Here is a 23,915-nt window from a genome sequence, read left to right as displayed (position 1 = left end):
TCAGGGCACCTCGAAGAAGAGGCACTACGTCGGTGAGGGATGACGTGAGCGACAACTCTGTAGTACTGCGGTACGCGGACGGTGAATACACCTACCCGGTGGTCGAGAGCACCGTCGGCGACCAGGGCTTCGACATCGGCAAACTCCGAGCCCAGACCGGTCTGGTCACCCTGGACAGCGGATACGGCAACACCGCCGCCTATAAATCCGCCATCACCTACCTCGACGGTGAGCAGGGCATTCTGCGGTACCGCGGCTACCCCATCGAGCAGCTGGCCGAGCGCTCCACCTTCCTTGAGGTGGCGTACCTGCTGATCAACGGTGAGCTGCCCAAGGTCGACGAGCTGTCGACCTTCAAGAACGAGATCACGCAGCACACGCTGGTCCACGAGGACGTCAAGAACTTCTTCCGCGGCTTCCCGCGGGACGCCCACCCGATGGCGATGCTGTCCTCGGTGGTCTCCGCGCTGTCCACCTTCTACCAGGACAGCCACAACCCGTTCGACGAGCAGCAGCGTCACCTGTCCACGATCCGGCTGCTCGCCAAGCTGCCGACGATCGCGGCGTACGCGTACAAGAAGTCGATCGGCCACCCGTTCGTCTACCCGCGCAACGACCTCGGGTACGTCGAGAACTTCCTGCGCATGACCTTCTCGGTCCCGGCGCAGGAGTACGACCTGGACCCGGTCGTCGTCTCCGCGCTCGACAAGCTGCTGATCCTGCACGCGGACCACGAGCAGAACTGCTCGACGTCCACCGTGCGTCTGGTCGGCTCCTCGCAGGCGAACATGTTCGCCTCGATCTCCGCCGGCATCTCGGCCCTGTGGGGCCCCCTGCACGGTGGCGCCAACCAGTCGGTCCTGGAGATGCTGGAGGGCATCCAGGCCAACGGCGGCGATGTCGACTCCTTCATCCGCAAGGTGAAGAACAAGGAGGACGGCGTCCGCCTGATGGGCTTCGGCCACCGGGTGTACAAGTCCTTCGACCCGCGCGCCAAGATCATCAAGGCGGCGGCGCACGATGTCCTCTCGGCCCTCGGCAAGTCCGACGAGCTGCTCGACATCGCGCTCAAGCTGGAGGAGCACGCGCTCTCCGACGAGTACTTCGTCTCGCGCAACCTCTACCCGAACGTGGACTTCTACACGGGTCTGATCTACCGCGCCATGGGCTTCCCGACCGAGATGTTCACGGTCCTCTTCGCCCTCGGCCGCCTTCCGGGCTGGATCGCCCAGTGGCACGAGATGATCAAGGAGCCGGGTTCCCGCATCGGCCGCCCGCGCCAGATCTACACGGGTGAGGTCCTCCGCGACTTCGTCCCGGTCGAGGCCCGCTAGTCGCAGGCCGCCGGCAGAAGCGAAAAGCGCCCCGCCACCGATCCCCCCACGGGTCGGCGAGCGGGGCGCTTTCCATGTCCCGGTGCGGATTCCCCCCACGGGATCCTGGCCGGGCGTCTGACACGCGGTCTGCCGGGGGCACGTACGGGAGGGCCGCTCAAAGCTCCCCGGTGCACGTGCCCCGGCCGCGCTTGCCTGGGACGTCCCCCAAGACATCCCATGAACGTCCCCCAAGACGTTCTTGGCATCGCCCACTTAGACTCGCGAACAGCCCAGATGGTTACCCCCCAATATCTGTGATCTAGATCTCTTTGTGAAGGTCCTGTGCGTCACGCGTAAGTGAATTCACGTGAAGCGCCGCAGACGAAGGCTGTTGGATACGACGAAGACGGACGAAAAGGCCATGGCCAGGCCGGCGATCATCGGGTTGAGGAGTCCGGCCGCCGCGAGGGGGAGCGCGGCGAGGTTGTAGCCGAAGGCCCAGCCGAGGTTTCCGCGGATCGTGGCGAGGGTCCGCCGGGCCAGCCGGATGGCGTCGGCCGCGACCCGCAGGTCGCCCCGGACCAGGGTCAGGTCGCTCGCCTCGATGGCCGCGTCGGTGCCCGTCCCCATCGCCAGCCCGAGGTCGGCCGTCGCGAGCGCGGCGGCGTCGTTGACCCCGTCGCCGACCATCGCGACCGTACGGCCCTCGGCCCGCAGCCGCCGGACGACCTCGGCCTTCTCCTCGGGCAGCACCTCCGCGATCACCTCGTCGATGCCGACCTCGGCCGCCACGGCCTCCGCCACCGCCCGGTGGTCCCCGGTGAGGAGGACGGGCCGCAGCCCCAGGGCGCGCAGCCGGGCGACCGCCTCGGCGCTGGTGTCCTTGACGGTGTCGGCGACGGTCAGGGTGCCGCGGGCCACTCCGTCCCAGGCGACGTGGACGGCGCCGGGCTCCGTCGTCGCGGGCGCCTCGACGCCCTCGGCGGCGAGCAGGGCGGCGCGGCCGACGAGGACGAGCCGACCGTCGACGGAGCCGCGGACGCCGAGGCCGGGGACGTTCTCGAAGGTCTTCGGGGTGGGGAGCTCCCCGCAGCGCTCGGCGGCGCCGGCGGCGATCGCGCGGGCGACCGGGTGCTCGGAGGAGTGCTCCAGGGCGCCCGCGAGCCGCAGCAGCTCGGTCTCGTCGGCGGAGTCGGTGCCGTAGCGCCCGCCGTACACGTGCACGCCGGTGAGCCGCATGCGGCCGGTGGTGACCGTCCCGGTCTTGTCGAGGACGACCGTGTCGACGCGGCGGGTGGACTCCAGGACCTCGGGGCCCTTGATGAGGATGCCGAGCTGGGCGCCGCGGCCGGTGCCGACCATGAGGGCGGTCGGGGTGGCCAGGCCGAGGGCGCAGGGGCAGGCGATGATCAGGACGGCCACGGCCGCGGTGAAGGAGGCGGTGACGTCGTCCGTCACGAGGAGCCAGGTGACGAGGGTGCCGAGGGCGATGAGGAGCACCACCGGGACGAAGACGGCGGAGATCCGGTCGGCGAGCCGCTGCACCTCGGCCTTGCCGCTCTGGGCGTCCTCGACGAGCTTGGCCATGCGGGCGAGCTGGGTGTCGGAGCCGACGCGGGTGGCCTCGACGACGAGGCGGCCCGAGACGTTGACGCAGCCGCCGGTGACGGCGGAGCCGGGGGTGACGTCCTGGGGCAGTGACTCGCCGGTGAGCAGGGAGGCGTCGAGGGCGGAGGCGCCTTCGGCGACGGTGCCGTCGGTGGCGATCTTCTCCCCGGGGCGTACGACGAAGAGGTCGCCGGTACGGAGTTCGCCGACGGGTACGCGCACCTCCCTGCCGTCCCTCACCACGGCCACGTCCTTGGCGCCGAGCTCCATCAGGGCCCGCAGCGCGGCGCCCGCCTTCCGCTTGGCGCGGGCCTCCAGGTAGCGGCCGAGGAGGATGAAGGTGACGACGCCGGCGGCGACCTCCAGGTAGATCGAGGAGGAGGCGTGGGCGCGGTCGGCGGTGAGGTCGAAGCCGTGGCGCATGCCGGGCATGCCGGCGTCGCCGAGGAACAGGGCCCAGAGGGACCAGCCGTAGGCGGCGAGGGTGCCGACCGAGACGAGGGTGTCCATGGTGGCGGCGCCGTGCCGGAGGTTGGTCCAGGCGGCCCGGTGGAAGGGCAGCCCGCCCCAGACGACGACGGGGGAGGCGAGGGTGAGCGAGAGCCACTGCCAGTTGTCGAACTGGAGCGAGGGGACCATCGCGAGCAGGACCACGGGCGCCGCGAGGAGCGCGGAGACGGTGAGCCGTTGCCGCAGGGAGGCGAGCTCGGGGTCCTCCGGCTGCTCGTCCTCCTGCTCCTCCACCGGGGGAAGGGGTTCCTCGGCGGTGTAGCCGGTCTTCACGACGGTGGCGATCAGCGCGTCGACGCCGACGTCCGGCGCGTGTTCGACGTGCGCCTTCTCCGTGGCGTAGTTGACCGTGGCGGTGACGCCGTCCATCCGGTTGAGCTTCTTCTCGATCCGGGCGGCGCAGGACGCGCAGGTCATCCCGCCGATCGTCAGCTCGGTGACGGTGGTGCTGGGCATGTGCGGTTCCAAAGGGGAGCAGGGCCGTACCAGGTAACGGTACGGCCCTGCGAGGTCTGTGCGGAGAGGGGTCAGACCAGCTCGTAGCCGGCCTCGTCCACGGCGGCGGCGACGGCCGCGTGGTCGAGGGGGGCGTCGGAGACGACGGTGACCTCGCCGGTCTTGGCGACGGCGGTGACCGAGGAGACGCCGGGGATCTCGGAGATCTCGCCGGAGACGGCGCCCTCGCAGTGGCCGCAGGTCATGCCCTTGACCTGGTAGACGGTGGTGAGTTCGGTCTTCGTCTCTGCGGACATGGCGCTCTCCTCCTGGGGATTCAGGGTCTTACGAGAGCGAGACTATACCCCTGGGGGGTATTAATCCAGTCGCCCCGGATCGCGGCGCGGCCCGGCATCCCGTCAAGGCCTATGGTAAATACCCGATATGTCGCATTCGGGGACCACGCTCATCCTGATCATGGCGATCGCCGTCCTGGCGCCGCTGCTGGCCTACGGGGTGGGGCGCAGGCTCCCCGTCCCCCTCGTCATCTTCGAGATCCTGCTCGGCATCCTCGTCGGCCCCGACGTCCTGGACTGGGCGCACACCGACGCGCTGATCGACGGCCTCTCGCAGCTCGGCCTCACCATGCTGATCTTCCTCGCCGGGTACGAGATCGAGTTCGGCAAGGTCCGCGGCGACACCCTCAGGCGCTCCGTGTGGGCCTGGGTCATCGCCCTCGTCCTCGGGCTCGGCACCGGCGTCCTGCTCGGCGGCGGCTACACCAAGGGCGTCTTCATCGGCGTCGCCCTGACCAGCACCGCGCTCGGCACCGTCCTGCCGGTGCTGCGGGACGCCGGAGACCTCCACGGGCGGTTCGGCTCGGTGGTCATGGCCTTCGGCGCGGTCGGCGAGTTCGGCCCGATCATCGCGATGGCGCTGCTGCTCAGCGGGCGGGGCGCCGCCGAGTCCACCGCCCTCCTCGCCGTCTTCGCCGCGCTCACCGCGGGGGCCGTCCTCTGGGCGCTGCGGCCCCGCCCGCCGTGGTTCTCCAAGGTCATCGCCAAGACCCTGCACAGCAGCGGCCAGTTCGCCGTCCGGTTCGTCTTCCTGCTGCTCGCCGTGATGCTGGGGGCGTCGACGGCACTCGGGCTCGACGTGCTGCTCGGCGCGTTCGCGGCGGGACTCATCACCCGGCTCGTGCTCACCGGGGCCGCGCCCGAGTCCGGGCCGCAGATCCTGGAGAAGGTCGAGGGCGTCGGCTTCGGCTTCCTCGTCCCGGTCTTCTTCGTCGTCACCGGCATCGAGTTCGACCTCGACTCGCTCCTCGACGGCGGCCGGACCCTGCTTCTGCTGCCGGTCTTCCTGCTGCTCTTCCTGGTCGTGCGGGGCGGGCCGATCTGGTTCCTCGCCCCGCGCGACCTCGACCGCAAGGACCGGGGCGGGCTCGTCCTGTACGGCTCCACGGCGCTGCCGCTCGTCGTCGCGATCACCACCATCGGCGTGGACGACAAGGAGATGACGGCCGGCGAGGCGGCGGCGCTCGTCGGGGCCGGGATGCTCTCCGTCCTCGTCTTCCCGCTGCTCGCCCTGAGACTGCGGGCGCGGAAGGGCGCGGCTCCGGGGGGCCGGGCGCCGTCCTCGGAGTCGGTCAGCGGCTCGGAGGCGTGGTGACCGACTCGTCGACCAGCGGGGAGAGGTAGCGCAGGAGGACGGTCTTCAGCTCGGCGACCGTCGCGTCCCGCTCGGCGCCCTCGGGGGCGGCCAGGACGAGCCCCATGCCGCCCTTGAAGATCGCGAAGGTCATGTCGGCGATCCGGGCGCGCTCCTCCGGCGACAGCTCGGGCGCGAAGTGCGCGATCACGTCCCTTACCGAGGTCAGCAGACTCGCGTGCAGGGCGTCGTGCTCCTCGGCGATCCGGCCGGGCACCTCGGAGCCGTGCATCAGGGCCAGGAAGACCGGGTGCTCGCAGTTGAACGTGATCATCGGGTCGACGACGACGTCCAGGAGGTCGGGCAGCGGCAGGGTGAGGTTCGCCGGGGTGAACGCCTGGCCGTGGGCCTCCCGCATCTCGTGCAGGAGGCGCTCGCCGAGCTCGATCGCGATGGCCTCCTTGTTCGGGAAGTACTGGTAGAGCGTGCCGGGCGAGACGCTCGCCTCCCGGGCGATCGCGTTGGTGCTGGTCGCCGTGTACCCGTACGCGCAGAAGACGTTCGCGGCGGCCTGGAGCAGCTGCGCGATACGGCGCTCGCCGCGGGCCTGACGGCGGCGCGGCTTCGGTTCTTCGGACACGTCTTCGGACATGGCTGTCCCCAGGTCTCCTCGACACGTTTGACAAACACGAGAGGTCGCTCGCATTCTTGGGGAATGCGAGTGATCACTCGTGTTTGCCAGTCTATGGCAATGGGCGGCCCCTGCGACCTGCCGGGAAGCGCGTGCGGGGGCCACGGTGAAGGGGACACCGCGTCATGTCCGAAGTCAAGAAAGCACCTCCCGGTGGCGGGGGCGGCGGGGGATGGACGCGGTTCGTGACCGCCAGGCCGCGCCTCACCCTCCTGGTGGCCCTCGTGCTCACGGCCCTCGCCGTCCTCGCCGGCGGCGGGGTCGCCGACCGCATGGGCAGCGGCGGCTGGGAGGACCCGGCCGCCGAGTCCACGTACGCCACCGAGGCCCTGGAGCGGCAGTTCCCGGGCTCCCAGCCGAACGTGCTGCTCCTCGTCGACGCGAGGGGCGCCGGGGTCGACAGCCCGGCCGTCGCCGCCGAGGCCCGGCGGCTCGCCGAGCGGCTCGGCGCCGAGCCGGGCGTCGACGGCGTCGGCTCCTACTGGTCCACCGGCTCGCCCGCCCTCCGCTCCGAGGACGGACACCGGGCCGTGATCGCCGCCCGGATCGACGGCGAGGAGAAGGACGCCGCCGCCGTCCTCGACCGGATCGCCCCCGCGTACCGGGGCGCCCACGGCCCCGTCGAGGTCTCCCTCGGCGGCGGACTCGCCGTCCGGCACGAGATGCAGACGGTCATCCAGGAGGACCTGCTGCGGGCCGAGCTCATCGCCCTGCCCCTCACCCTCGTCCTGCTCGTCATGGTCTTCGGCAGCGCCGTCGCCGCCCTGCTGCCGCTCGGCGTCGGCATCGTCGCCATCCTCGGCACCAACGCCGTCCTGCGCGGCATCACCGAGTTCACCGACGTCTCCGTCTTCGCGCAGAACCTGACGACCGCGCTCGGCCTCGGACTCGCCATCGACTACGCGCTGTTCGTCGTCCGCCGCTACCGCGAGGAGCTCGCGGCCGGCGCCGACACCGCCACGGCCGTCCGCACGACGCTGCGCACGGCCGGGCGGACCGTGCTCTTCTCCGCCCTGACCGTCGCCGTCTCGCTCGCCGCGATGCTGGTCTTCCCGCAGTACTTCCTGCGCTCCTTCGCGTACGCCGGGATCGCCGTCGTCCTGCTCGCCGCCACCGCCGCGCTGACCCTGCTCCCGGCGGCCCTCGTCCTGCTCGGCGACCGGGTCAACGCCCTCGACCTGCGGCGCCTCCTCAGGCGCGGCGGGGCGCCGGGGAAGGACGCCGCGGGCAAGGGCCGGGACGGCGCCGCCGACCCGGGCCGAGAGGGCGACGCCGGCGCCGGATGGGGCCGGGCCGCCGCCCTCGTGATGCGACGGGCGCCCGTCTTCGCCGTCGTCACCACCGCCGGACTCGTCCTCCTCGGGCTGCCGTTCCTCGGCGTGAAGTTCGGCACCGCCGACGACCGCCAGCTGCCCGTCACCGCCTCCTCCCGGGTCGTCCAGGACCAGCTGCGGGACGGCTTCCCCGGCAACCCGGGCGGCGCCCTCACCGTCCTCGCCGAAGGGACGGCCACCCCCGCGCAGTACGCCGACTACCGCGAGCGGATCGCCGCGCTCGACGGCGTCGGACGGGCCGAGGGGCCCGTCACCGCCGACGGCGGCTCCGCCTACTTCACGGTGGTGCCCGAGGGCGAGACCGTCGGCGCCGGCGCCCAGCGGGTCGTCGGGGAGCTCCGCGCGGCCGAGGCCCCGTTCACGACCTCCGTCACCGGAGCGGCCGCCGTCCTCGTCGACTCCAAGGACGCCATCGCCGAGCGGCTGCCCTGGGCGGCCGGGATCATCGTCCTCGTCACGCTGCTCCTCGTCTTCCTGCTCACCGGCAGCGTCGTCGTCCCGGTCCAGGCCGTCCTCCTCAACGCCCTCAGCCTCACGGCCATGTTCGGCGCCGTCGTCTGGGTCTTCCAGGAGGGACACCTCGCCGGACTCCTCGGCTTCACCTCCACCGGCGACATCGAGACCACCCTGCCGGTGCTCATGTTCTGCGTGGCCTTCGGACTCTCCATGGACTACGGGGTGTTCCTGCTCTCCCGCATCAAGGAGGAGTACGACGCCACCGGCGACCACGAGCACTCCGTCCGCTTCGGACTGCGCCGCACCGGCGGTCTGATCACCGCCGCCGCCGTGATCCTCGCCGTCGTCATGGTCGCCATCGGCACCTCCCGCGTCACCAACACCAAGATGCTCGGTCTCGGCGTCGCGCTCGCCGTCCTCATGGACGCGATGGTGGTCCGCAGCCTCCTCGTCCCCTCCGTGATGAAGCTGACCGGCCGCCTCACCTGGTGGGCGCCCGGCCCGCTGCGCCGCTTCCACGACCGCTTCGGCATCAGCGAGACGGACGCCCCCGCCGATGCCGATGCCGATGCCCCCGCCGACGCCGACACGGGCGAGAGGGCGTACAGCGCCGTCCGCTGACCCGGCCGACCCGGCACGGCACGGCAGGACGCCGGGCTCCGGAGGGGGATCCGGAGCCCGGCGTCACCGGCGTGCGCCGCGGGACGGGTCAGTCGCGGCGGGCCCGGTTGCCGGGGCGGCCGGCGACCCAGGCGCGGATCGTGTCCACGTACCAGTAGGGCTTGCCCGACTCCACGTGGTCCGGCGCCGGAAGAAGCCCGTGCTTCCGGTAGGAGCGGACCGTGTCGGGCTGCACCTTGATGTGTGCGGCGATGTCCTTGTACGACCAGAGCCTGCTGTCCGTCATGCCCGGTACCTCCCTGCGCGCCGCGCAGCGGCGGCGGGGGTGCCGTTCGGGGGCGCTGCGGGCGGGCGATGGCGATCAAGCGATCGATCAGCCTGTGCCCGGTGCAACGGCCCGCCCGACAGGTGGAGAGCGGCTGTCGAACGCCTGTGACGCACAGCCCGCGTAACGGAGACAAGTGTGACGGGGGCGGGACGCGTGTGACCGAAGTGGCACACGCGCCCCTCGGTGTGTCCGCGTGCGTCAGCGCCGGTCAGGGCTGTATGCGCCGGTCACACGCCGCACGAGCGGAGAAAGCGCCGGGTCCGCAGGGCGATCGGGTACGGCACGTCGGGCTCGCACGGGTACATGTCCTGCTCGACGATCGCGAAGAGGTCCACGTCGAGCGCCGACGCGGCGGCGAGCACCGGTTCGAGCGCGGGCACCCCGGACGGCGGCTCGCACATCACGCCCCGCGCCACCGCCGGACCGAACGGCACCCCCTCGGCCACCACCCCGGCCAGGACCTCCGGGTCGACCTGCTTGAGGTGGAGGTACCCGATCCGCTCCCCGTACGTCTCGATCAGCTTGACGCTGTCCCCGCCGGCGTACGCGTAGTGCCCGGTGTCCAGGCAGAGCGCGACCGCGTCCGGATCGGTGGCGTCGAGGAAGCGCGTCACGCTCTCCTCGCCGTCGATGTGGGTGTCGGCATGCGGATGGACGACGATCCGCAGCCCGTACCGCTCGCGCACCTCCCGGCCCAGACGCTCCGTCAGCCGGGTCAGATCCCGCCACTGCCCGGCGGTGAGCGTGGCCTCCTCCAGGACCTCGCCGGTCCTGTCGTCCCGCCAGAACGACGGGATGACGACCAGATGCTCCGCGCCCATGGCCTGCGCGAGGGCGGCGTTCTCCGCGACGTGCGCCCAGGTCCGGTCCCAGACGTCCGGGCCGCGGTGCAGCCCGGTGAAGACCGTCCCCGCCGAGACCCGCAGGCCGCGCCGCGCGGTCTCCTCCGCGAGGACGGCCGGATCGGTGGGCAGATAGCCGTACGGACCGAGCTCGATCCAGCCGTATCCGGCGCCCGACACCTCGTCGAGGAACCGCTGCCACGGCACCTGCCGGGGATCGTCGGGGAACCACACCCCCCACGAGTCGGGGGCGGAGCCGATACGGATACGGGACGGTGGCGACGGCTGCGGCGACGGCTTCGTCATGAGCGCCACCTTGGCCGGGCCCGGGGGCACCGTCAAGCGGTCCGGTGGTCCGAATGTCCGGACATATCGTTGACACGCCTCCGCGCGGCCGACTAGACCTGAGGGCGGAGCCGCGGGTGGTCCGACCGAGAGGTGGCGCGTGGAGACGGAGCCGTACGAGCTGATCACCATGGGGCGCCTCGGCGTGGACCTGTACCCGCTCCAGACCGGCGTCGGGCTCGACCGGGTCGACACCTTCCGCAAGTTCCTCGGCGGCTCCGCGGCCAACGTGGCCGTCGCCGCCGCCCGCCTCGGCCGCCGCACCGCGCTGATCTCCCGCACCGGCGCCGACCCCTTCGGCAGCTACCTCCGCCGCGAGCTCAAGGGCTTCGACGTCGACGACCGCTGGGTGACGGAGGTCGACAGCCACCCCACCCCCGTCACCTTCTGCGCGCTCTTCCCGCCCGACGACTTCCCGCTGTACTTCTACCGCCGCCCGCACGCCCCCGACCTGGAGATCCGGGCGCACGAGCTGGACCTCGACGCGATCCGCGCCGCCCGGGTCTTCTGGGCGACCGGCACGGGCCTGTGCGCCGAACCCAGCCGCACCGCCACCCTGGAGGCGCTCCGCGCCCGGTCCGGCCGGGAGACGACGGTCCTCGACCTGGACTGGCGGCCGATGTTCTGGACGGACCCGGCGGCTGCCCGCCCGTACTACGCCGAGGCGCTGCGGCACGCGACCGTCGCCGTCGGCAACCTCGACGAGTGCGAGGTCGCCACGGGGGAGCGGGAACCGGAGGCCGCCGCCCGCGCCCTCCTCGCGACCGGCGCGGTCCGGCTCGCCGTCGTCAAACAGGGCCCCGCGGGCGTCCTCGCGCTCGGCGCCGACGGGACCCGTGCCGAGGTGCCGCCGCTGCCGGTCGAGGTCGTCAACGGGCTCGGCGCGGGCGACGCGTTCGGCGGGGCGCTGGTCGACGGGCTGCTCGCCGGCCGGGACCTGGACACCGTCCTGCGCCGTGCCAACGCCGCGGGCGCGATCGTCGCGGGCCGCCTCGCCTGCTCGTCCGCGATGCCGGACGCCACGGAGATCACGGAAGCCCTCGCGACCGGCACGGGAACGCTCCCGGAGAAGACGGGCACGGGAACGCTCCCGGAGAAGGGGTAGGGATCGGTCCATGAACCCCGCTCCCTCCTCCCTCCACCTCCCCGCCGGGACTGCCGCCCACGGCCCGTACGCCGTCTCCGTCGACCCCGAACGGGCCGGATGGACGTACTCCGCCCTGCGCGTCCTCGCCCTCGGACCGGGGGAGATCCACTCCTTCGAGAGCGGGGATTCCGAATGGGTCGTGCTTCCCCTCTCCGGTGCCTGTAGCGTGCGCGTCGACGGCGAGATCCTCGAACTCCTGGGCCGCACGAGCGTGTTCGACGGGGTGACCGACTTCGCCTACGTACCCCGCGACGCCCACGCCCAGATCGCCTCCGGCGCGGGAGGCCGCTTCGCTTTGGCAGGAGCGAAGTGCGAGCGACGACTCCCCGCCCGCTACGGCCCCGCGCCGGAGGTTCCCGTCGAGACCCGCGGCAGCGGAAACCGCGCCCGCAGCGTGCGGAACTTCGCCTCGGCCGACGCCTTCGACTGCGACCGGCTCATCGCCGTCGAGGTCGTCACGCCCGGCGGGAACTGGTCCTCCTACCCGCCGCACAAGCACGACGAGCACCGCCCGGGCACCGAGTCCGTCCTGGAGGAGATCTACTACTACGAGATCGCCGGCCCCCACGGCCTCGCCTACCAGCGGATCTCGCCCTCCCGGCCGGGCGGCGCCGAGCTCCTCTCCGAGGTCCGGGGCGGCGACGCGGTCCTCGTCCCCGACGGCTGGCACGGGCCCTCGATCGCCCAGCCGGGGCACGACCTCTACTACCTCAACGTCATGGCGGGTCCGGGCCCCGAAAGGGAGTGGAGGATCTGCTTCCACCCGGACCACACGGAGGGATACGCATGAGACTCACCGTCGCGCAGGCCCTCGTCCGCTTCCTCGCCGCCCAGCACACCGAGCGCGACGGCGTCCGCCGGCGGCTGATCACCGCCACCTGGGGCATCTTCGGCCACGGGAACGTCGCCGGGATCGGGCAGGCGCTGGTCGAGGAGGAGGGCATGCCCTTCCACCAGGGCCGCAACGAGCAGGCCATGGTGCACGCCGCCGTCGGCTACGCCCGCCAGAGCAACCGGCTCTCCGCGCACGCCGTCACCACCTCCATCGGCCCCGGCGCCACCAACCTCGTCACCGGCGCCGCCCTCGCCACCATCAACCACCTCCCCGTGCTGCTGCTGCCCGGCGACACCTTCGCCGGCCGCCCCGCCGACCCCGTCCTGCAGCAGCTCCAGGTCCCGTACGCGGGCGACGTGTCCGTCAACGACTGCCTCCGCCCGGTCTCGAAGTACTTCGACCGGGTGACCCGCCCCGACGCCCTCATCCCGGCCGCCCTCGCCGCCGTACGGGTGCTCGCCGACCCCGTCGAGACCGGCGCCGTGACCCTCGCCCTGCCCCAGGACGTCCAGGCCGAGGCGTACGACTGGCCCGAGGAGTTCTTCGCCGAGCGCACCTGGCCCGTCCGCCGCCCCCGCCCCGACACGGACGAGCTCGACGCCGCCGTCCACGCCGTGCGGACGGCGAAACGACCGCTGATCATCGCGGGCGGCGGAGTGAGGTACAGCGGCGCCGAGGACGCGCTGCGCGCGTTCGCCGAGCGCACCGGCCTGCCCGTCGCCACCACCCAGGCCGGCAAGGGCGTCCTCCCGTACGACCACCCCTGCGAGGTCGGCGGCATCGGCCACACCGGCACCGACACCGCGAACACCCTCGCGCGCACCGGCGACCTGATCATCGGCGTCGGCACCCGCCACACCGACTTCACCACCGCGTCCGGCACCCTCTTCCGCCCCGACACCCGCTTCCTCAACCTCAACATCACCGGCTTCGACGCCCACAAACAGGCCGCGCTGCCCCTCGTCGCCGACGCCCGAGAGGGCCTCACCGCGCTCACCGAGGCGCTCGGCGCCCACCGGCGGACCCGGGCCGACTGGTTCCCCTCGAAGGCCGCCTGGCAGGAGCGGACCGACGCCGCGTACGCCGTCCCCGACGAGGACGCCCGCCCCACCCAGACCCAGGTCCTCGGCGTACTCGACACTCTGGTCGACCCGAGCGACATCCTGATCAACGCCGCCGGCTCGCTCCCCGGCGACCTGCACAAGCTCTGGCGGACCCGCTCCCGGGACCAGTACCACGTCGAGTACGGGTACTCCTGCATGGGCTACGAGATCCCCGCCGCGATCGGCGTCCTCCTCGCCGCGCCCGGCCGGCCCGTCTGGGCGCTCGTCGGCGACGGTACATACTTGATGAATCCCACCGAAATCGTCACCGCCGTGCAGGAACGGCTCCCACTGAAACTGGTGATTCTGCAGAACCACGGGTACGCCTCCATCGGCGGGCTCTCCGAGGCCGTCGGCGCCGAGCGGTACGGCACCGACTACCGCCACCGGGCGGCGGACGGCAGCTTCACCGGACCGCCGCTCCCCGTCGACCTCGGCGCCAACGCCGCCTCCCTCGGCCTGCGGGTCCTGCGCCCCCGCACCGTGCGTGACCTGCGGGAAGCCCTCGCGGACGCGCGGGCGGCCACGGATCCCACATGTGTCTACGTCGAGACCGAAACGGCAGACAGTGTGTCGGGCCCGCCCCCGGCCCAGGCGTGGTGGGATGTGCCCGTGGCCGAGACGTCGACCCGCCCGTCGGCGGTCAAGGCCCGCGAGGAGTACGACCGGCACGTCACCGCCCGACGCCGCCATCTCTGAAGGAGTAACTCGTCATGACGAAGACCGTCCACCACTGGATCGGTGGCAAGACCGTCGAGGGCACGTCGGGCAACTGGGGCCCGGTCACCGACCCGGCCACCGGCGCCGTCACCACCAAGGTCGCGCTCGCCTCCGTCGACGAGGTCGACGCCGCCGTCGCCGCCGCGAAGGACGCCTTCGCGACCTGGGGCACCTCCTCGCTCGCCCAGCGCACCACGATCCTCTTCAAGTTCCGCGCGCTGCTCGACGCCAACCGCGACGCGATCGCCGAGCTGATCGTCGCCGAGCACGGCAAGGTCCACTCCGACGCGCTCGGCGAGGTCGCCCGCGGCCTGGAGATCGTCGACCTGGCCTGCGGCATCACCACCCAGCTCAAGGGCGAGCTGTCCACCCAGGTCTCCAACCGCGTGGACGTGGCCTCCATCCGCCAGCCCGTCGGCGTCGTCGCCGGCATCACGCCCTTCAACTTCCCGGCCATGGTGCCGATGTGGATGTTCCCGATCGCCATCGCGACCGGCAACACCTTCATCCTCAAGCCCAGCGAGAAGGACCCCTCGCCGTCCCTGAAGATCGCCGAGCTGCTCGCCGAGGCGGGCCTCCCCGACGGCGTCTTCAACGTCCTGCACGGCGACAAGGTGGCCGTCGACCGCCTCCTGGAGCACCCGGACGTCTCCGCGATCTCCTTCGTCGGCTCCACCCCGATCGCCCGCTACATCCACACCACCGCCTCCGCCAACGGCAAGCGCGTCCAGGCGCTCGGCGGCGCGAAGAACCACATGCTGGTCCTCCCGGACGCCGACCTCGACGCCGCCGCCGACGCGGCCGTCTCCGCGGCCTACGGCTCCGCCGGCGAGCGCTGCATGGCGATCTCCGCCGTCGTCGCGGTCGGCGCCATCGGCGACGAGCTGGTGCAGAAGATCCGCGAGCGCGCCGAGAAGATCAAGATCGGTCCCGGCACCGACCCGACCTCCGAGATGGGCCCGCTCATCACGGCCGTCCACCGCGACAAGGTCGCCTCCTACGTGAAGGGCGCGGCGGACGAGGGCTGCGAGGTCGTCCTCGACGGCACCGGCTACACCGTCGACGGCCACGAGAACGGCCACTGGATCGGCCTGTCCCTCCTGGACCACGTCCCGACCTCGGCCAAGGCCTACCAGGACGAGATCTTCGGCCCGGTGCTCTGCGTGCTGCGCGCCGAGTCGTACGAGGAGGGCCTGGCCCTCATCAACGCCTCGCCGTTCGGCAACGGCACCGCGATCTTCACCCGCGACGGCGGCGCCGCCCGCCGCTTCCAGCTGGAGGTCGAGGCCGGCATGGTCGGCGTGAACGTGCCGATCCCGGTGCCGGTGGGCTACCACTCCTTCGGCGGCTGGAAGGACTCGCTCTTCGGCGACCACCACATCTACGGCAACGACGGCGTGCACTTCTACACCCGCGGCAAGGTCGTCACCACCCGCTGGCCGGACCCGTCCGAGGCCCCCGCGGGCGTCGACCTGGGCTTCCCGCGCAACCACTGACGGGACCCGCAGGCCCTCGAACGGCCCCCGGGGTGCTGGACAGCACACCCCGGGGGCCTTCCCCGTGTCAGTCGTCCTCGCCCAGCGGCCAGCCGCGCATCGTGAACACGCCCTCGTCGACCGCCCCCGCCGAACGGTAGGTGGCCAGAGCGGGGGCGTTGTCCGTGTCCACACCGACCCAGGCGCCGTAACAGCCGCGCGCCCGCGCCTCCGCCACCAGGGCCTCCGACAACGCCCGCCCGATCCCGCGCCGCCGGTGGGACTCGTCCACCGACAACTCGTACAGGCACATCTCCGTGCCCTTGTCGGGGTGGTGCATCTCGATGCCGGAGACGAACCCGGCCGGGAAGCCGTCCTCCGCGTACGCGATCAGCAGGAGATGGCCGGGCGCCGCCAGGAAGCGGGCCGCCCATTCCTCCCGGGGCGGGCTGTCGTACAGGTGCTCCGCCGCCAGCAGTTCGGCCACCGTCGTCGCCCGCCGGATCTCCACGCCGTCTCCTTCTGTCCGCGCGCCCGTGTGCGCGCGTACCGCGCCTGCTGTACGCGGACCGTACTGCGTACGACCTGAGGAGGCCGCCGATTTCCGTCCGTGGTCACCCGTGCCGTGCGGCCCGGCCACCTAGGCTCGACACCATGCGACTCCGACTTCCCCGGTGGGCCGCGGTCACCGCAGCGCTCGCCGTCCTCGCGGGCGCCGGCACCTGGACCGCCGTCGCCCAGGACGACCCGCCGCCCGTGCACCGCGCGGACCGGATGCTCGACGTCGACGGGGTACGGCTCGACACCTCGTACTTCACCGGCGCGGGCGACGGCCGACGGCCCGCCGTCCTCCTCGGCCACGGCTTCGGCGGCTCCAAGGACGACGTCCGCGCCCAGGCCGAGGGCCTCGCCCGCGACGGCTACGCCGTCCTCACCTGGTCCGCCCGCGGCTTCGGCGCCTCCACCGGGGAGATCGGCCTCAACGACCCCGCCCACGAGGTCAAGGACGTCTCGAAGCTGATCGACTGGCTCGCCGCCCGCCCCGAGGTCCTCCTCGACAGGCCCGGCGACCCGCGCGTCGGCGTCACCGGCGCCTCCTACGGCGGCGCGATCTCCCTGCTCGCCGCCGGCCACGACCCGCGCGTCGACGCGATCGCCCCGCAGATCACCTACTGGAACCTCGCCGACGCCCTCTTCCCGAACGGCGTCTTCAAGAAGCTCTGGGCCGGGATCTTCTTCTCGGCCGGCTCCCCGACCGAGGCCGGCTCCCCGGGCAAGGCCGCCTCCCCGGGCAAGGGCGCCTCCTGCGGCCGGTTCACCGCCGAGCTCTGCTCCCTCTACCAGCGCGTCGCCGTCGCGGGGAAGCCCGACGCGGCCGCCCGCGCCGTCCTCGAAGCCCGCAGCCCCTCCGCCGTCGGCGCCCGCGTCAAGGTGCCCGCGCTCCTCGTCCAGGGTCAGTCCGACTCCCTCTTCACCCTCGCCCAGTCCGACGCCATGGCCCGCACCCTCACGGCCAACGGCGCGCCCGTCGCCGTCGACTGGATCGCCGGCGGCCACGACGGCGGCGACCGCGAGACCGAGCGCGTCGAACAGCGCGTCAGCACCTGGTTCGACCGCTGGCTGAAGCGCGACACCGCCGTCGACACCGGCCCCGCCTTCCGGGTCAGCCGCACCGGCGGCGTCGACTCCACCGACGGACAGGCCACCCTGCGCGCCGCGACCGCCGACCGCTACCCCGGGCTCACCTCCGGCCCCACGCGCCTCGCCCTCGGCGGGCCGCCGCAGACCTTCACCAACCCGCCGGGCGCCGCACCGCCCGCCGTCTCCGCCGTCCCCGGCCTCGGCGGCGGACTCACCGGACTCTCCTCCCTGGGCGTCGGCCTCTCCCTCGACTTCCCCGGCCAGCACGCCCGCTTCGACGCGAAGCCGGGGACCGAGGCGATGCGGATCACCGGCACGCCGACCGTCCGCGTCAAGGTCACCTCCACCGCCGCCGACGGCTCCGCCGTCCTCTTCGCCAAGGTGTACGACGTGGGGCCCGACGGACGGCAGCAGGTGCTGCCCGCCCAGCTCGTCACCCCCGTCCGCGTCGAGGGCGCCAAGGCCGGGAAGAGCGTCACGCTGACGCTGCCCGCGATCGACCACGAGGTGGAGGCCGGGCACCGGCTGCGGCTCGTCGTCGCCGCCACCGACCTCGGCTACGCCTCCCCGACGGTCCCCGCCGGCTATACCGTCGCCGTCGAGGGCCCGCTCACCGTGCCCACCGCGCCCGGCCTCGCCACTCAGGCCGCCGCCCTGCCCTGGTGGGTGTGGGGCCTGCCGCTCCTCGGCCTCGCCGCTGCCGCCGCCCTGCTGCTCACGGCCCGCCGCCGGACGACCGCCCCCGCGCCGGACCCCGACCTGGCCGCCGTACCGCTCCAGATCACCGCCCTGTCGAAGAAGTACAAGGGCGGCGACCGGTACAGCGTCCGCGACCTCTCCTTCCGCGTCGAACAGGGCCAGGTCCTCGGCCTCCTCGGCCCGAACGGCGCGGGCAAGACCACCACCCTGCGCATGCTGATGGGCCTCATCACCCCCGACGAGGGCGAGATCCGGGTCTTCGGCCAGGCCATCAGGCCCGGCGCCCCGGTCCTCTCCCGCGTCGGCGCCTTCGTCGAGGGCGCGGGCTTCCTGCCGCACCTCTCGGGCCGGGAGAACCTGGACCTGTACTGGAAGGCCACCGGACGCCCCGCCGAGGACGCCCACGTCGACGAGGCCCTGCGGATCGCGAACCTGGGCGGCGCCCTCGAACGGGCCGTCCGCACCTACTCGCAGGGCATGCGGCAGCGCCTCGCCCTCGCCCAGGCCATGCTGGGCCTGCCCGACCTGCTGATCCTCGACGAGCCGACCAACGGCCTCGACCCGCCGCAGATCCGCGAGATGCGCGAGGTGATGATCCGGTACGCGGCCGGCGGCCGGACCGTCATCGTCTCCAGCCACCTCCTCGCCGAGGTCGAACAGTCCTGCACCCATCTGGTCGTCATGGACCGGGGGCAGCTCGTGCAGGCCGGACCGGTCGCCGAGATCACCGGCTCCGGCGACACCCTGCTCGTCACCCTCGACGAGACCGTCCCCGACGCGCTGGTCGAGAAGATCGGCGCCCTGCCGGGCGTCGGCTCCGCCGCCCGCGCCGACGGCGGCCTCCTGGTCCGCCTCGACGGCCTCGAACCGACCGCCCTGATCGGCGAACTCGTCCGCCTGGACGTCCCGCTCACCGGCGTCGGCCCCCACCGGCGTCTGGAGGACGCCTTCCTCACCCTGATCGGAGGAGCCGCGTGACCGCCACGGCCACCCTGTCGACGAGTGCCCCCGGCTACCGGCCCGGACGCACCCTGCCCCTGCGCGTCGAGGCCCTCCGCCAGTGGAAGCGCCGGCGGACCATGGTCATGGGCGCCATCCTCGCCGCCCTGCCCTTCGTCCTGATCGCGGCCTTCGCGATCGGCGGCTCCGACGGCGACCGCAACGGCCGCATCACCCTGATGGACACGGCGACGGCCTCCGGCGCCAACTTCGCGGCGACCTGCCTCTTCGTCTCGGCCGGCTTCCTCCTCGTCATTCCGGTGGCACTGTTCTGCGGGGACACGGTCGCCTCCGAGGCGAGCTGGTCCTCCCTGCGGTATCTGCTCGCCGCGCCCGTCCCGCGCTCCCGGCTCCTCGCCTCCAAGCTGGCGGTGGCCCTCGCCTACAGCGCGGCCGCGATGGTCCTCCTCCCGCTCGTGGCCCTCGCGGCGGGCACGGTCGCCTACGGCTGGGGTCCGCTCCAGCTGCCCACCGGCGGTTCGATCCCCGCCGGGGACGCCGTGGTGCGGCTCGGGATCGCCGTCGTCTTCGTCTTCGCCTCCCAACTGGTCACCGCCGGCCTCGCCTTCTGGCTGTCCACCCGCACCGACGCCCCGCTCGGCGCGGTGGGCGGCGCCGTCGGCCTGACCATCGTCGGCAACGTCCTGGACGCCGTCACGGCGCTCGGCGACTGGCGCGACTTCCTGCCCGCGCACTGGCAGTTCGCCTGGATCGACGCGCTCCAGCCCCAGCTGGAGTGGGGCGGCATGGTGAAGGGCACGGCGATCTCCCTCACGTACGCCCTGGTCCTCTTCGCGCTCGCCTTCCGCGGCTTCGCCCGCAAGGACATCGTGTCGTAACCGGTCTCACAACCACCCCCTCCGAGCCGCTTCCGCGCCCGCGCGGAAGCGGCTCGTCGTGCCCAGGGCCGCCATCAGCTCGCCCACCCTGCGGCTGTAGGTCCGCGCGGACATGCCGAGCCGGGCGGCCGCCGTCTCGTCCGTGACCCCCGACAGGAGGGCGTCGAGCACCGGCCGCAGCTGGTGCGGCAGATCACGGGGCGGTGGCGGGGGCGGCACCGCGTACGTCAGGTCCTCGGCCGCCGCCCAGCAGGCGTGATGGGCCCGGACGAGGGCCTGCACCACGACCGGGTCCCGGATGAGCAACAGCCCGTTGTAGAGCAGCTCCAGATCGAGCGGGACCGCGGCGACCGTCCGGTCGACGAGGATCATCTTGAACGGGATGGCCTCCGCGAGGCGGGCCCGGCCGGGGATCCGGAGCCCCCCTTCGAGCCGGGGCAGCGCATGCCGGGGGACGATCCGTCTGACCTCCTCGGCCCGCTCCGCCGCGGCCCGCATGCACGCTCCCGCCAGCTCCAGGAACGGCTCGGGGATCGCGAAGCCCGCGGACGCGACCGGGTCGTCGAAGGTCAGCAACTCGTGCCGGGTGGAGGCGGCCAGCCCGGCGAGCGCGGCACTGATGCGCCGCGCGCCCCGGACCGGCCGCCCGGCGGGCCGCTGTCCCTCGGTCGCGGCCCGGTTCATCGCCGAACGGGCGAGCATCACGGAGCCCGCGCTCTCTGCCACCGCTCACCACCCCCGCCCGATCGATGTCCACTCCATGTACGCATGCGACTGCACACGGTGACAACCCCTGTTGAAAAGGATGGCGAATCTATGCCACCCGGCTTCACCCGTGTCGCCGTTGCCGCATCGAGATCCATCCGCAACTCCTTCGACTGCTCCGAGCGGGCCTCTCGTTCGTCACATTCACAAGTGCCCGACGAAGAGGGGGAGATGAGATGGAACGACACGACAGGCCGGCCGCCCGGCGCCACCGGACCCGGTTCCCGGCCGTGGTCGCGGCGCTGCTCGCGGCCGGCCTCGCCGCCGCCGGCTGCTCCGCGAGCGGCGGCGGAAGCAGCAGCGACCGGGCGGGCGCGCGGGCGCCCAAGGGCGGCGCCGCCGCCCCCGACGGCCGCACCGCCGCGCCCCGTGAGGGCGAGCAGCGCCCGCCGACGCCCGCCCCCGACTACCTGTCCACCTTCGCGCTCGACGTGGACACCGCCTCGTACGGCTACGCCCGCCGCACTCTCGCCGAGGGGCGGCTGCCCGACCCGGCGACCGTGCGCCCCGAGGAGTTCGTCAACAGCTTCCGCCCCGACTACGAGCGCCCGAAGGACGACGGTTTCAGTGTGACCCTCGACGGGGCCCGCGCCGGGCGGGACGGCTGGTCCCTGGTCCGCGTCGGGCTCGCCACCCGGGGCGCCGACCGCGAGGCCGAACGCCCGCCCGCGGCCCTCACCTTCGTCGTCGACGTCTCCGGCTCGATGGGCGAGCCGGGCCGGCTCGACCTGGTCAAGGAGTCCCTCGGGCTGCTGGCCGACCAGTTGCGCGACGACGACTCGATCGCGCTCGTCACCTTCAGCGACGAGGCCGAGACCCGGCTGCCCATGACCCGCGTCGGGGACGCCCGCGGCCGGATCCGCGAGGCCGTCGACGCGCTCGCGACGAGCAACTCCACCAATGTGGAGGCGGGCGTCCGCACCGGTTACGACGTCGCCGTCGCCGGCCACCGCGAGGGCGCCACCAACCGGGTGGTGCTGCTCTCCGACGCGCTCGCCAACTCCGGTGACACCGAGGCCGAATCGATCCTCAAGCGCATCGACGAGGAGCGCAGGACGTACGGGATCACCCTCTTCGGCGTCGGCGTCGGCAGCGAGTACGGCGACGACTTCATGGAGCGGCTCGCCGACAAGGGCGACGGGCAGACGACGTACGTCGCCAACTCGGCGCAGGCCCGCAAGGTCTTCGTCGACCAGCTGCCCGCCCATGTCGAGCTGCGCGCCCGCGACGCCAAGGCGCAGGTCGCCTTCGACCGGCGGACCGTCGAGAGGTTCCGGCTCATCGGCTACGAGAACCGGGAGGTCGCCGACGAGGACTTCCGGAACGACCGGGTGGACGGCGGCGAGGTCGGGGCCGGCCACACGGTCACCGCGCTCTACGCGGTGAAGACCCGGCCCGGGACCACGGGGGCGGTCGCCACCGCGACGGTCCGCTGGCTCGACCCGCGGACCCGGGCCCCGCACGAGCGCTCCGGCACGGTCGGGACGGCCGCGCTGACCGGCGACATCTGGGGCGAGGGCCACGACAGCCTGCAACTCACGGCGATCGCCGCCTACTTCGCGGACGCCCTGCGCGGTGGCGACCTGCCGGGCGCGCCGGGCCTCCCGGAGCTCACGCACCGCGCCGGGGCGATCGCCGACCGCTCGGGTTCCGCGGTGGTCCGCGAGCTGGCCGACGCCATCCGCCGGGCGTCCGCGCTGCTCCCTCCCCGGGAGGGTGAGAACCCCTCCGGGGAGGGCGAGTTGAGGTCGGGTGACCCGTACAGCTGACGTGTGGGGCGGGCAGCGGGCGAGAATGGCCGCATGGCCACCCTGCTGCTCGCCCTCGCCGTCGGAAGCACCGGGCTCTACGCCGGCTTCCTGCTCATCTTCCAGACCGGGATCATGCCCGCGCTCGCCCGGCTGACGGACCCGGAGTTCGTCACGGCGATGCGCCGGATCAACGAGTACGTGCCGAGGCCCGTGTTCCTCACGGTCTTCCTCGGCGTGATCGCCTTCCCCGCCGCCGCGTTCCTCGTCCCCCAGGACGGGCGGACGGACACCCAGAAGTGGCTCGTCCTCGCGGGGCTCGTCTGCGCGGTCCTCAACCACGCGGTGACCGTCGGCGGGAACGTCCCGCTCAACAACGCGCTCGCCGCGTCCCAGGACGAGCCCGCGGCGGTGCGCGCCGCCTTCGAGAAGCGCTGGAACGGCTTCCACCGCGTCCGCACGGCCCTGATCGTCCTCGCCTTCGGACTGCTCACCGCCGCCGCGGTGCCGTAGAGACCCCCCTGCGGAACCGTACCCGGCCGCCGGTTTCTGGCGTGAACTCGCGCGTGTCGGCCCTCCCGGCATCGGCAAGGACCCTGGGAAACCGTACCCCCGAGTCCTGAAACAGCCTTTCGCCATGCACAAGATCTGCGCCAGTGACGAAAACCTGACTCCTAGAAATACGGACGAACGGGGTGAATCACCACGATATCCGGGGGTGCCATTCCGTACCCTCCGGTTTCTTATTGACATGCCTACGGGGGTCTTTTCTAATCAGTCGGGAGTCAACCCGCGCGCAGGCACCGCGAGGCATGAGGGGGCAAGGTGGACGTCCGGATTCTGGGGGGACTGTCGGTACGTGAGAACGGGGTGTCCATCACCCCGACGGCGGCCGCACCCCGGCAGCTGCTCGCCCTGCTCACGGCCAGCGCCGACCAGGTCGTCCCCGTGACGGTCCTGACCGAGGAGCTGTGGCCGTCCGGCGCGCCGCGCGGCGCCCGCGCCGAACTCCAGGCGCACATAGCCGAGCTGCGGAGCCTCATCGCGGCCGCCCTGCGGGACACCGAGCCGACGGAGCCGCGCCCCGGCTGGTCGGACCGGCGCAGCGCCGACGCGATCCTCGTCTCCCAGCCCGGCGGCTACCGGCTCGACACCGGCGGCGGCCCCAACGACGTCTGGCAGTTCGAGCGCGCCGCCGGCGCCGGCTACCGGGCCATGGAGGCCGGCGACCTGTCCCGGGCCGCGCTCCGCCTCGGCGAGGCCCTCGCCCTGTGGCGCGGTGAACCCTACGCGGGCGTGGCCGCGGGACCCCGGCTCCGCAGGGAGATCGAGCGCCTCGAAACCTCCCGGCTCAGCGTCCTCGACCAGTGGATGGAAGCCCAGCTGGGCCTCGGCCGGCACGTCGAGCTCGTCTCCGAACTCACCGGACTCGTCGCCCGCTACCGCACCAACGAGCCCCTCCACGCCCACCTCATGGTCGCCCTGCTCCGCTGCGGACAGCACGACGAGGCCCTCGTCGTGTACGAGCGGCTGCGCATGAACCTCAGGGGCGAGAGCGGCATGGAACCCTCCGCGCGGCTCCGCCGGCTCCAGCGCTCGGTCCTCGCCGTGCGGGACACCGCCGGCCGCCCCGTGTACCCGCCCCGGATCCCCGCGCAGTACGTCCCCGGCCGCCCCGCGCCGTACGCCCCCGCCCAGTACGCCACGGCGCCGTACGACCCCGCGCGCACCCGGCTCGTCCCCGCGGGCTCCGTCGGCTGACCGCCCGACAGGACGACAGCACCGCCTCGGGGAATGAAGTGCGGCAA

19 protein-coding genes are annotated in these 23,915 nt (G+C 72.8%); 12 read left to right on the top strand and 7 right to left on the bottom strand.

All coding sequences use genetic code 11. The features are described from left to right. Window positions 1–44 precede the first annotated feature (44 nt). The gene (locus tag AB5J54_RS14515) at window positions 45–1,334 is read left to right on the top strand and encodes a citrate synthase (RefSeq protein WP_093876000.1); all 1,290 of its coding nucleotides are present in this window, start codon (window positions 45–47) and stop codon (window positions 1,332–1,334) included. Between the two features lie 345 nt (window positions 1,335–1,679). Here the strand turns inward: AB5J54_RS14515 and AB5J54_RS14510 are convergent, their stop codons facing one another. Both AB5J54_RS14510 and AB5J54_RS14505 read right to left on the bottom strand, forming a co-directional pair. Then, window positions 1,680–3,890: a heavy metal translocating P-type ATPase gene (locus tag AB5J54_RS14510; protein ID WP_369144333.1), complete on the bottom strand. Its 2,211-nt coding sequence runs from the start codon at window positions 3,888–3,890 to the stop codon at window positions 1,680–1,682. 71 nt (window positions 3,891–3,961) lie between these two features. Next, on the bottom strand, window positions 3,962–4,186 hold the full coding sequence (locus AB5J54_RS14505) for a heavy-metal-associated domain-containing protein (RefSeq protein WP_369144332.1): 225 nt from the start codon (window positions 4,184–4,186) through the stop codon (window positions 3,962–3,964). A 127-nt stretch (window positions 4,187–4,313) separates the two neighbouring features. Between AB5J54_RS14505 and AB5J54_RS14500 the strand changes: the two genes are divergently transcribed. Further along, window positions 4,314–5,540 carry a cation:proton antiporter gene (locus AB5J54_RS14500; protein WP_369144331.1) on the top strand — a complete coding sequence of 409 codons (1,227 nt, stop codon included), beginning with the start codon at window positions 4,314–4,316 and terminating at the stop codon, window positions 5,538–5,540. Here the strand turns inward: AB5J54_RS14500 and AB5J54_RS14495 are convergent. Next, the gene (locus AB5J54_RS14495; RefSeq protein ID WP_369144330.1) at window positions 5,518–6,171 is read right to left on the bottom strand and encodes a TetR family transcriptional regulator; all 654 of its coding nucleotides are present in this window, start codon (window positions 6,169–6,171) and stop codon (window positions 5,518–5,520) included. The genes AB5J54_RS14500 and AB5J54_RS14495 overlap by 23 nt on opposite strands. 164 nt (window positions 6,172–6,335) lie before the next feature. Here AB5J54_RS14495 and AB5J54_RS14490 point away from each other — a divergent pair, with 164 nt between their 5' ends. Then, window positions 6,336–8,621, top strand: coding sequence for an MMPL family transporter (locus AB5J54_RS14490; protein WP_369144329.1), 2,286 nt, complete (start codon window positions 6,336–6,338; stop codon window positions 8,619–8,621). 88 nt (window positions 8,622–8,709) lie between these two features. Here the strand turns inward: AB5J54_RS14490 and AB5J54_RS14485 are convergent, their stop codons facing one another. Continuing rightward, window positions 8,710–8,907: a helix-turn-helix transcriptional regulator gene (locus tag AB5J54_RS14485; RefSeq protein WP_369144328.1), complete on the bottom strand. Its 198-nt coding sequence runs from the start codon at window positions 8,905–8,907 to the stop codon at window positions 8,710–8,712. A gap of 269 nt (window positions 8,908–9,176) precedes the next feature. Continuing rightward, on the bottom strand, window positions 9,177–10,097 hold the full coding sequence (locus tag AB5J54_RS14480) for a sugar phosphate isomerase/epimerase family protein (protein ID WP_369144327.1): 921 nt from the start codon (window positions 10,095–10,097) through the stop codon (window positions 9,177–9,179). A gap of 169 nt (window positions 10,098–10,266) precedes the next feature. Here AB5J54_RS14480 and iolC point away from each other — a divergent pair, with 169 nt between their 5' ends. Genes iolC through mmsA form a run of 4 tightly spaced genes read left to right on the top strand, consistent with a single transcriptional unit; the run spans window position 10,267 to window position 15,437 of the window. Continuing rightward, window positions 10,267–11,241 (top strand): 5-dehydro-2-deoxygluconokinase, encoded by a 975-nt coding sequence (iolC, locus tag AB5J54_RS14475; RefSeq protein ID WP_369149331.1) that lies wholly within the window; start codon window positions 10,267–10,269, stop codon window positions 11,239–11,241. A 10-nt stretch (window positions 11,242–11,251) separates the two neighbouring features. Continuing rightward, window positions 11,252–12,073, top strand: a complete 822-nt coding sequence (gene iolB, locus AB5J54_RS14470; protein ID WP_369144326.1) for a 5-deoxy-glucuronate isomerase — start codon at window positions 11,252–11,254, stop codon at window positions 12,071–12,073. Next, window positions 12,070–13,920 carry a 3D-(3,5/4)-trihydroxycyclohexane-1,2-dione acylhydrolase (decyclizing) gene (gene iolD / locus AB5J54_RS14465; protein ID WP_369144325.1) on the top strand — a complete coding sequence of 617 codons (1,851 nt, stop codon included), beginning with the start codon at window positions 12,070–12,072 and terminating at the stop codon, window positions 13,918–13,920. Before iolB ends, iolD begins: the two co-directional genes overlap by 4 nt. Before the next feature lie 14 nt (window positions 13,921–13,934). Continuing rightward, window positions 13,935–15,437, top strand: a complete 1,503-nt coding sequence (gene mmsA, locus AB5J54_RS14460) for a CoA-acylating methylmalonate-semialdehyde dehydrogenase (protein WP_369144324.1) — start codon at window positions 13,935–13,937, stop codon at window positions 15,435–15,437. Between the two features lie 67 nt (window positions 15,438–15,504). Here mmsA and AB5J54_RS14455 read toward each other — a convergent pair whose 3' ends face one another. Then, window positions 15,505–15,927 carry an N-acetyltransferase family protein gene (locus AB5J54_RS14455; protein WP_369144323.1) on the bottom strand — a complete coding sequence of 141 codons (423 nt, stop codon included), beginning with the start codon at window positions 15,925–15,927 and terminating at the stop codon, window positions 15,505–15,507. 143 nt (window positions 15,928–16,070) lie between these two features. Here AB5J54_RS14455 and AB5J54_RS14450 point away from each other — a divergent pair, with 143 nt between their 5' ends. Both AB5J54_RS14450 and AB5J54_RS14445 read left to right on the top strand, forming a co-directional pair. Continuing rightward, window positions 16,071–18,734, top strand: coding sequence for a CocE/NonD family hydrolase (locus AB5J54_RS14450; RefSeq protein ID WP_369144322.1), 2,664 nt, complete (start codon window positions 16,071–16,073; stop codon window positions 18,732–18,734). Then, complete coding sequence (locus AB5J54_RS14445; protein WP_369144321.1) at window positions 18,731–19,594, top strand: ABC transporter permease; 864 nt, start codon at window positions 18,731–18,733, stop codon at window positions 19,592–19,594. Before AB5J54_RS14450 ends, AB5J54_RS14445 begins: the two co-directional genes overlap by 4 nt. Window positions 19,595–19,600: 6 nt before the next feature. Here the strand turns inward: AB5J54_RS14445 and AB5J54_RS14440 are convergent, their stop codons facing one another. Next, window positions 19,601–20,320 carry a DNA-binding response regulator gene (locus AB5J54_RS14440; protein WP_369144320.1) on the bottom strand — a complete coding sequence of 240 codons (720 nt, stop codon included), beginning with the start codon at window positions 20,318–20,320 and terminating at the stop codon, window positions 19,601–19,603. 215 nt (window positions 20,321–20,535) lie between these two features. On the opposite strand from AB5J54_RS14440, the gene AB5J54_RS14435 reads away from it, so the two are divergent. The 3 genes from AB5J54_RS14435 to AB5J54_RS14425 all read left to right on the top strand — a co-directional run bounded on the left by AB5J54_RS14435 (window position 20,536) and on the right by AB5J54_RS14425 (window position 23,868). Continuing rightward, a complete protein-coding gene (locus tag AB5J54_RS14435) occupies window positions 20,536–22,128 on the top strand; it encodes a von Willebrand factor type A domain-containing protein (protein WP_369144319.1) in 1,593 nt (530 codons plus the stop codon). 33 nt (window positions 22,129–22,161) lie between these two features. After that, window positions 22,162–22,620 carry a DUF1772 domain-containing protein gene (locus tag AB5J54_RS14430; protein WP_369144318.1) on the top strand — a complete coding sequence of 153 codons (459 nt, stop codon included), beginning with the start codon at window positions 22,162–22,164 and terminating at the stop codon, window positions 22,618–22,620. 357 nt (window positions 22,621–22,977) lie between these two features. Further along, the gene (locus tag AB5J54_RS14425; RefSeq protein WP_369144317.1) at window positions 22,978–23,868 is read left to right on the top strand and encodes a BTAD domain-containing putative transcriptional regulator; all 891 of its coding nucleotides are present in this window, start codon (window positions 22,978–22,980) and stop codon (window positions 23,866–23,868) included. Window positions 23,869–23,915 lie beyond the last annotated feature (47 nt).

It is taken from the genome of Streptomyces sp. R44, assembly GCF_041053105.1.
Lineage (GTDB): Bacteria > Actinomycetota > Actinomycetes > Streptomycetales > Streptomycetaceae > Streptomyces.
Note: the sequence above shows the minus strand (reverse complement) of the source record. Positions and strands in the feature narration are given on the sequence as shown.

What these genes read in the sequence shown, in the direction of transcription:
- AB5J54_RS14485 (WP_369144328.1), bottom strand. Translation starts at nt 8,907, where the DNA reads ATGACGGACAGCAGGCTCTGGTCGTACAAGGACATCGCCGCACACATC.
- iolB (WP_369144326.1), top strand. Translation starts at nt 11,252, where the DNA reads ATGAACCCCGCTCCCTCCTCCCTCCACCTCCCCGCCGGGACTGCCGCC.
- mmsA (WP_369144324.1), top strand. Translation starts at nt 13,935, where the DNA reads ATGACGAAGACCGTCCACCACTGGATCGGTGGCAAGACCGTCGAGGGC.
- AB5J54_RS14500 (WP_369144331.1), top strand. Translation starts at nt 4,314, where the DNA reads ATGTCGCATTCGGGGACCACGCTCATCCTGATCATGGCGATCGCCGTC.
- AB5J54_RS14505 (WP_369144332.1), bottom strand. Translation starts at nt 4,186, where the DNA reads ATGTCCGCAGAGACGAAGACCGAACTCACCACCGTCTACCAGGTCAAG.
- AB5J54_RS14435 (WP_369144319.1), top strand. Translation starts at nt 20,536, where the DNA reads ATGGAACGACACGACAGGCCGGCCGCCCGGCGCCACCGGACCCGGTTC.
- AB5J54_RS14450 (WP_369144322.1), top strand. Translation starts at nt 16,071, where the DNA reads ATGCGACTCCGACTTCCCCGGTGGGCCGCGGTCACCGCAGCGCTCGCC.
- AB5J54_RS14480 (WP_369144327.1), bottom strand. Translation starts at nt 10,097, where the DNA reads ATGACGAAGCCGTCGCCGCAGCCGTCGCCACCGTCCCGTATCCGTATC.
- AB5J54_RS14495 (WP_369144330.1), bottom strand. Translation starts at nt 6,171, where the DNA reads ATGTCCGAAGACGTGTCCGAAGAACCGAAGCCGCGCCGCCGTCAGGCC.
- AB5J54_RS14510 (WP_369144333.1), bottom strand. Translation starts at nt 3,890, where the DNA reads ATGCCCAGCACCACCGTCACCGAGCTGACGATCGGCGGGATGACCTGC.
- AB5J54_RS14490 (WP_369144329.1), top strand. Translation starts at nt 6,336, where the DNA reads ATGTCCGAAGTCAAGAAAGCACCTCCCGGTGGCGGGGGCGGCGGGGGA.
- iolC (WP_369149331.1), top strand. Translation starts at nt 10,267, where the DNA reads ATGGGGCGCCTCGGCGTGGACCTGTACCCGCTCCAGACCGGCGTCGGG.
- iolD (WP_369144325.1), top strand. Translation starts at nt 12,070, where the DNA reads ATGAGACTCACCGTCGCGCAGGCCCTCGTCCGCTTCCTCGCCGCCCAG.
- AB5J54_RS14430 (WP_369144318.1), top strand. Translation starts at nt 22,162, where the DNA reads ATGGCCACCCTGCTGCTCGCCCTCGCCGTCGGAAGCACCGGGCTCTAC.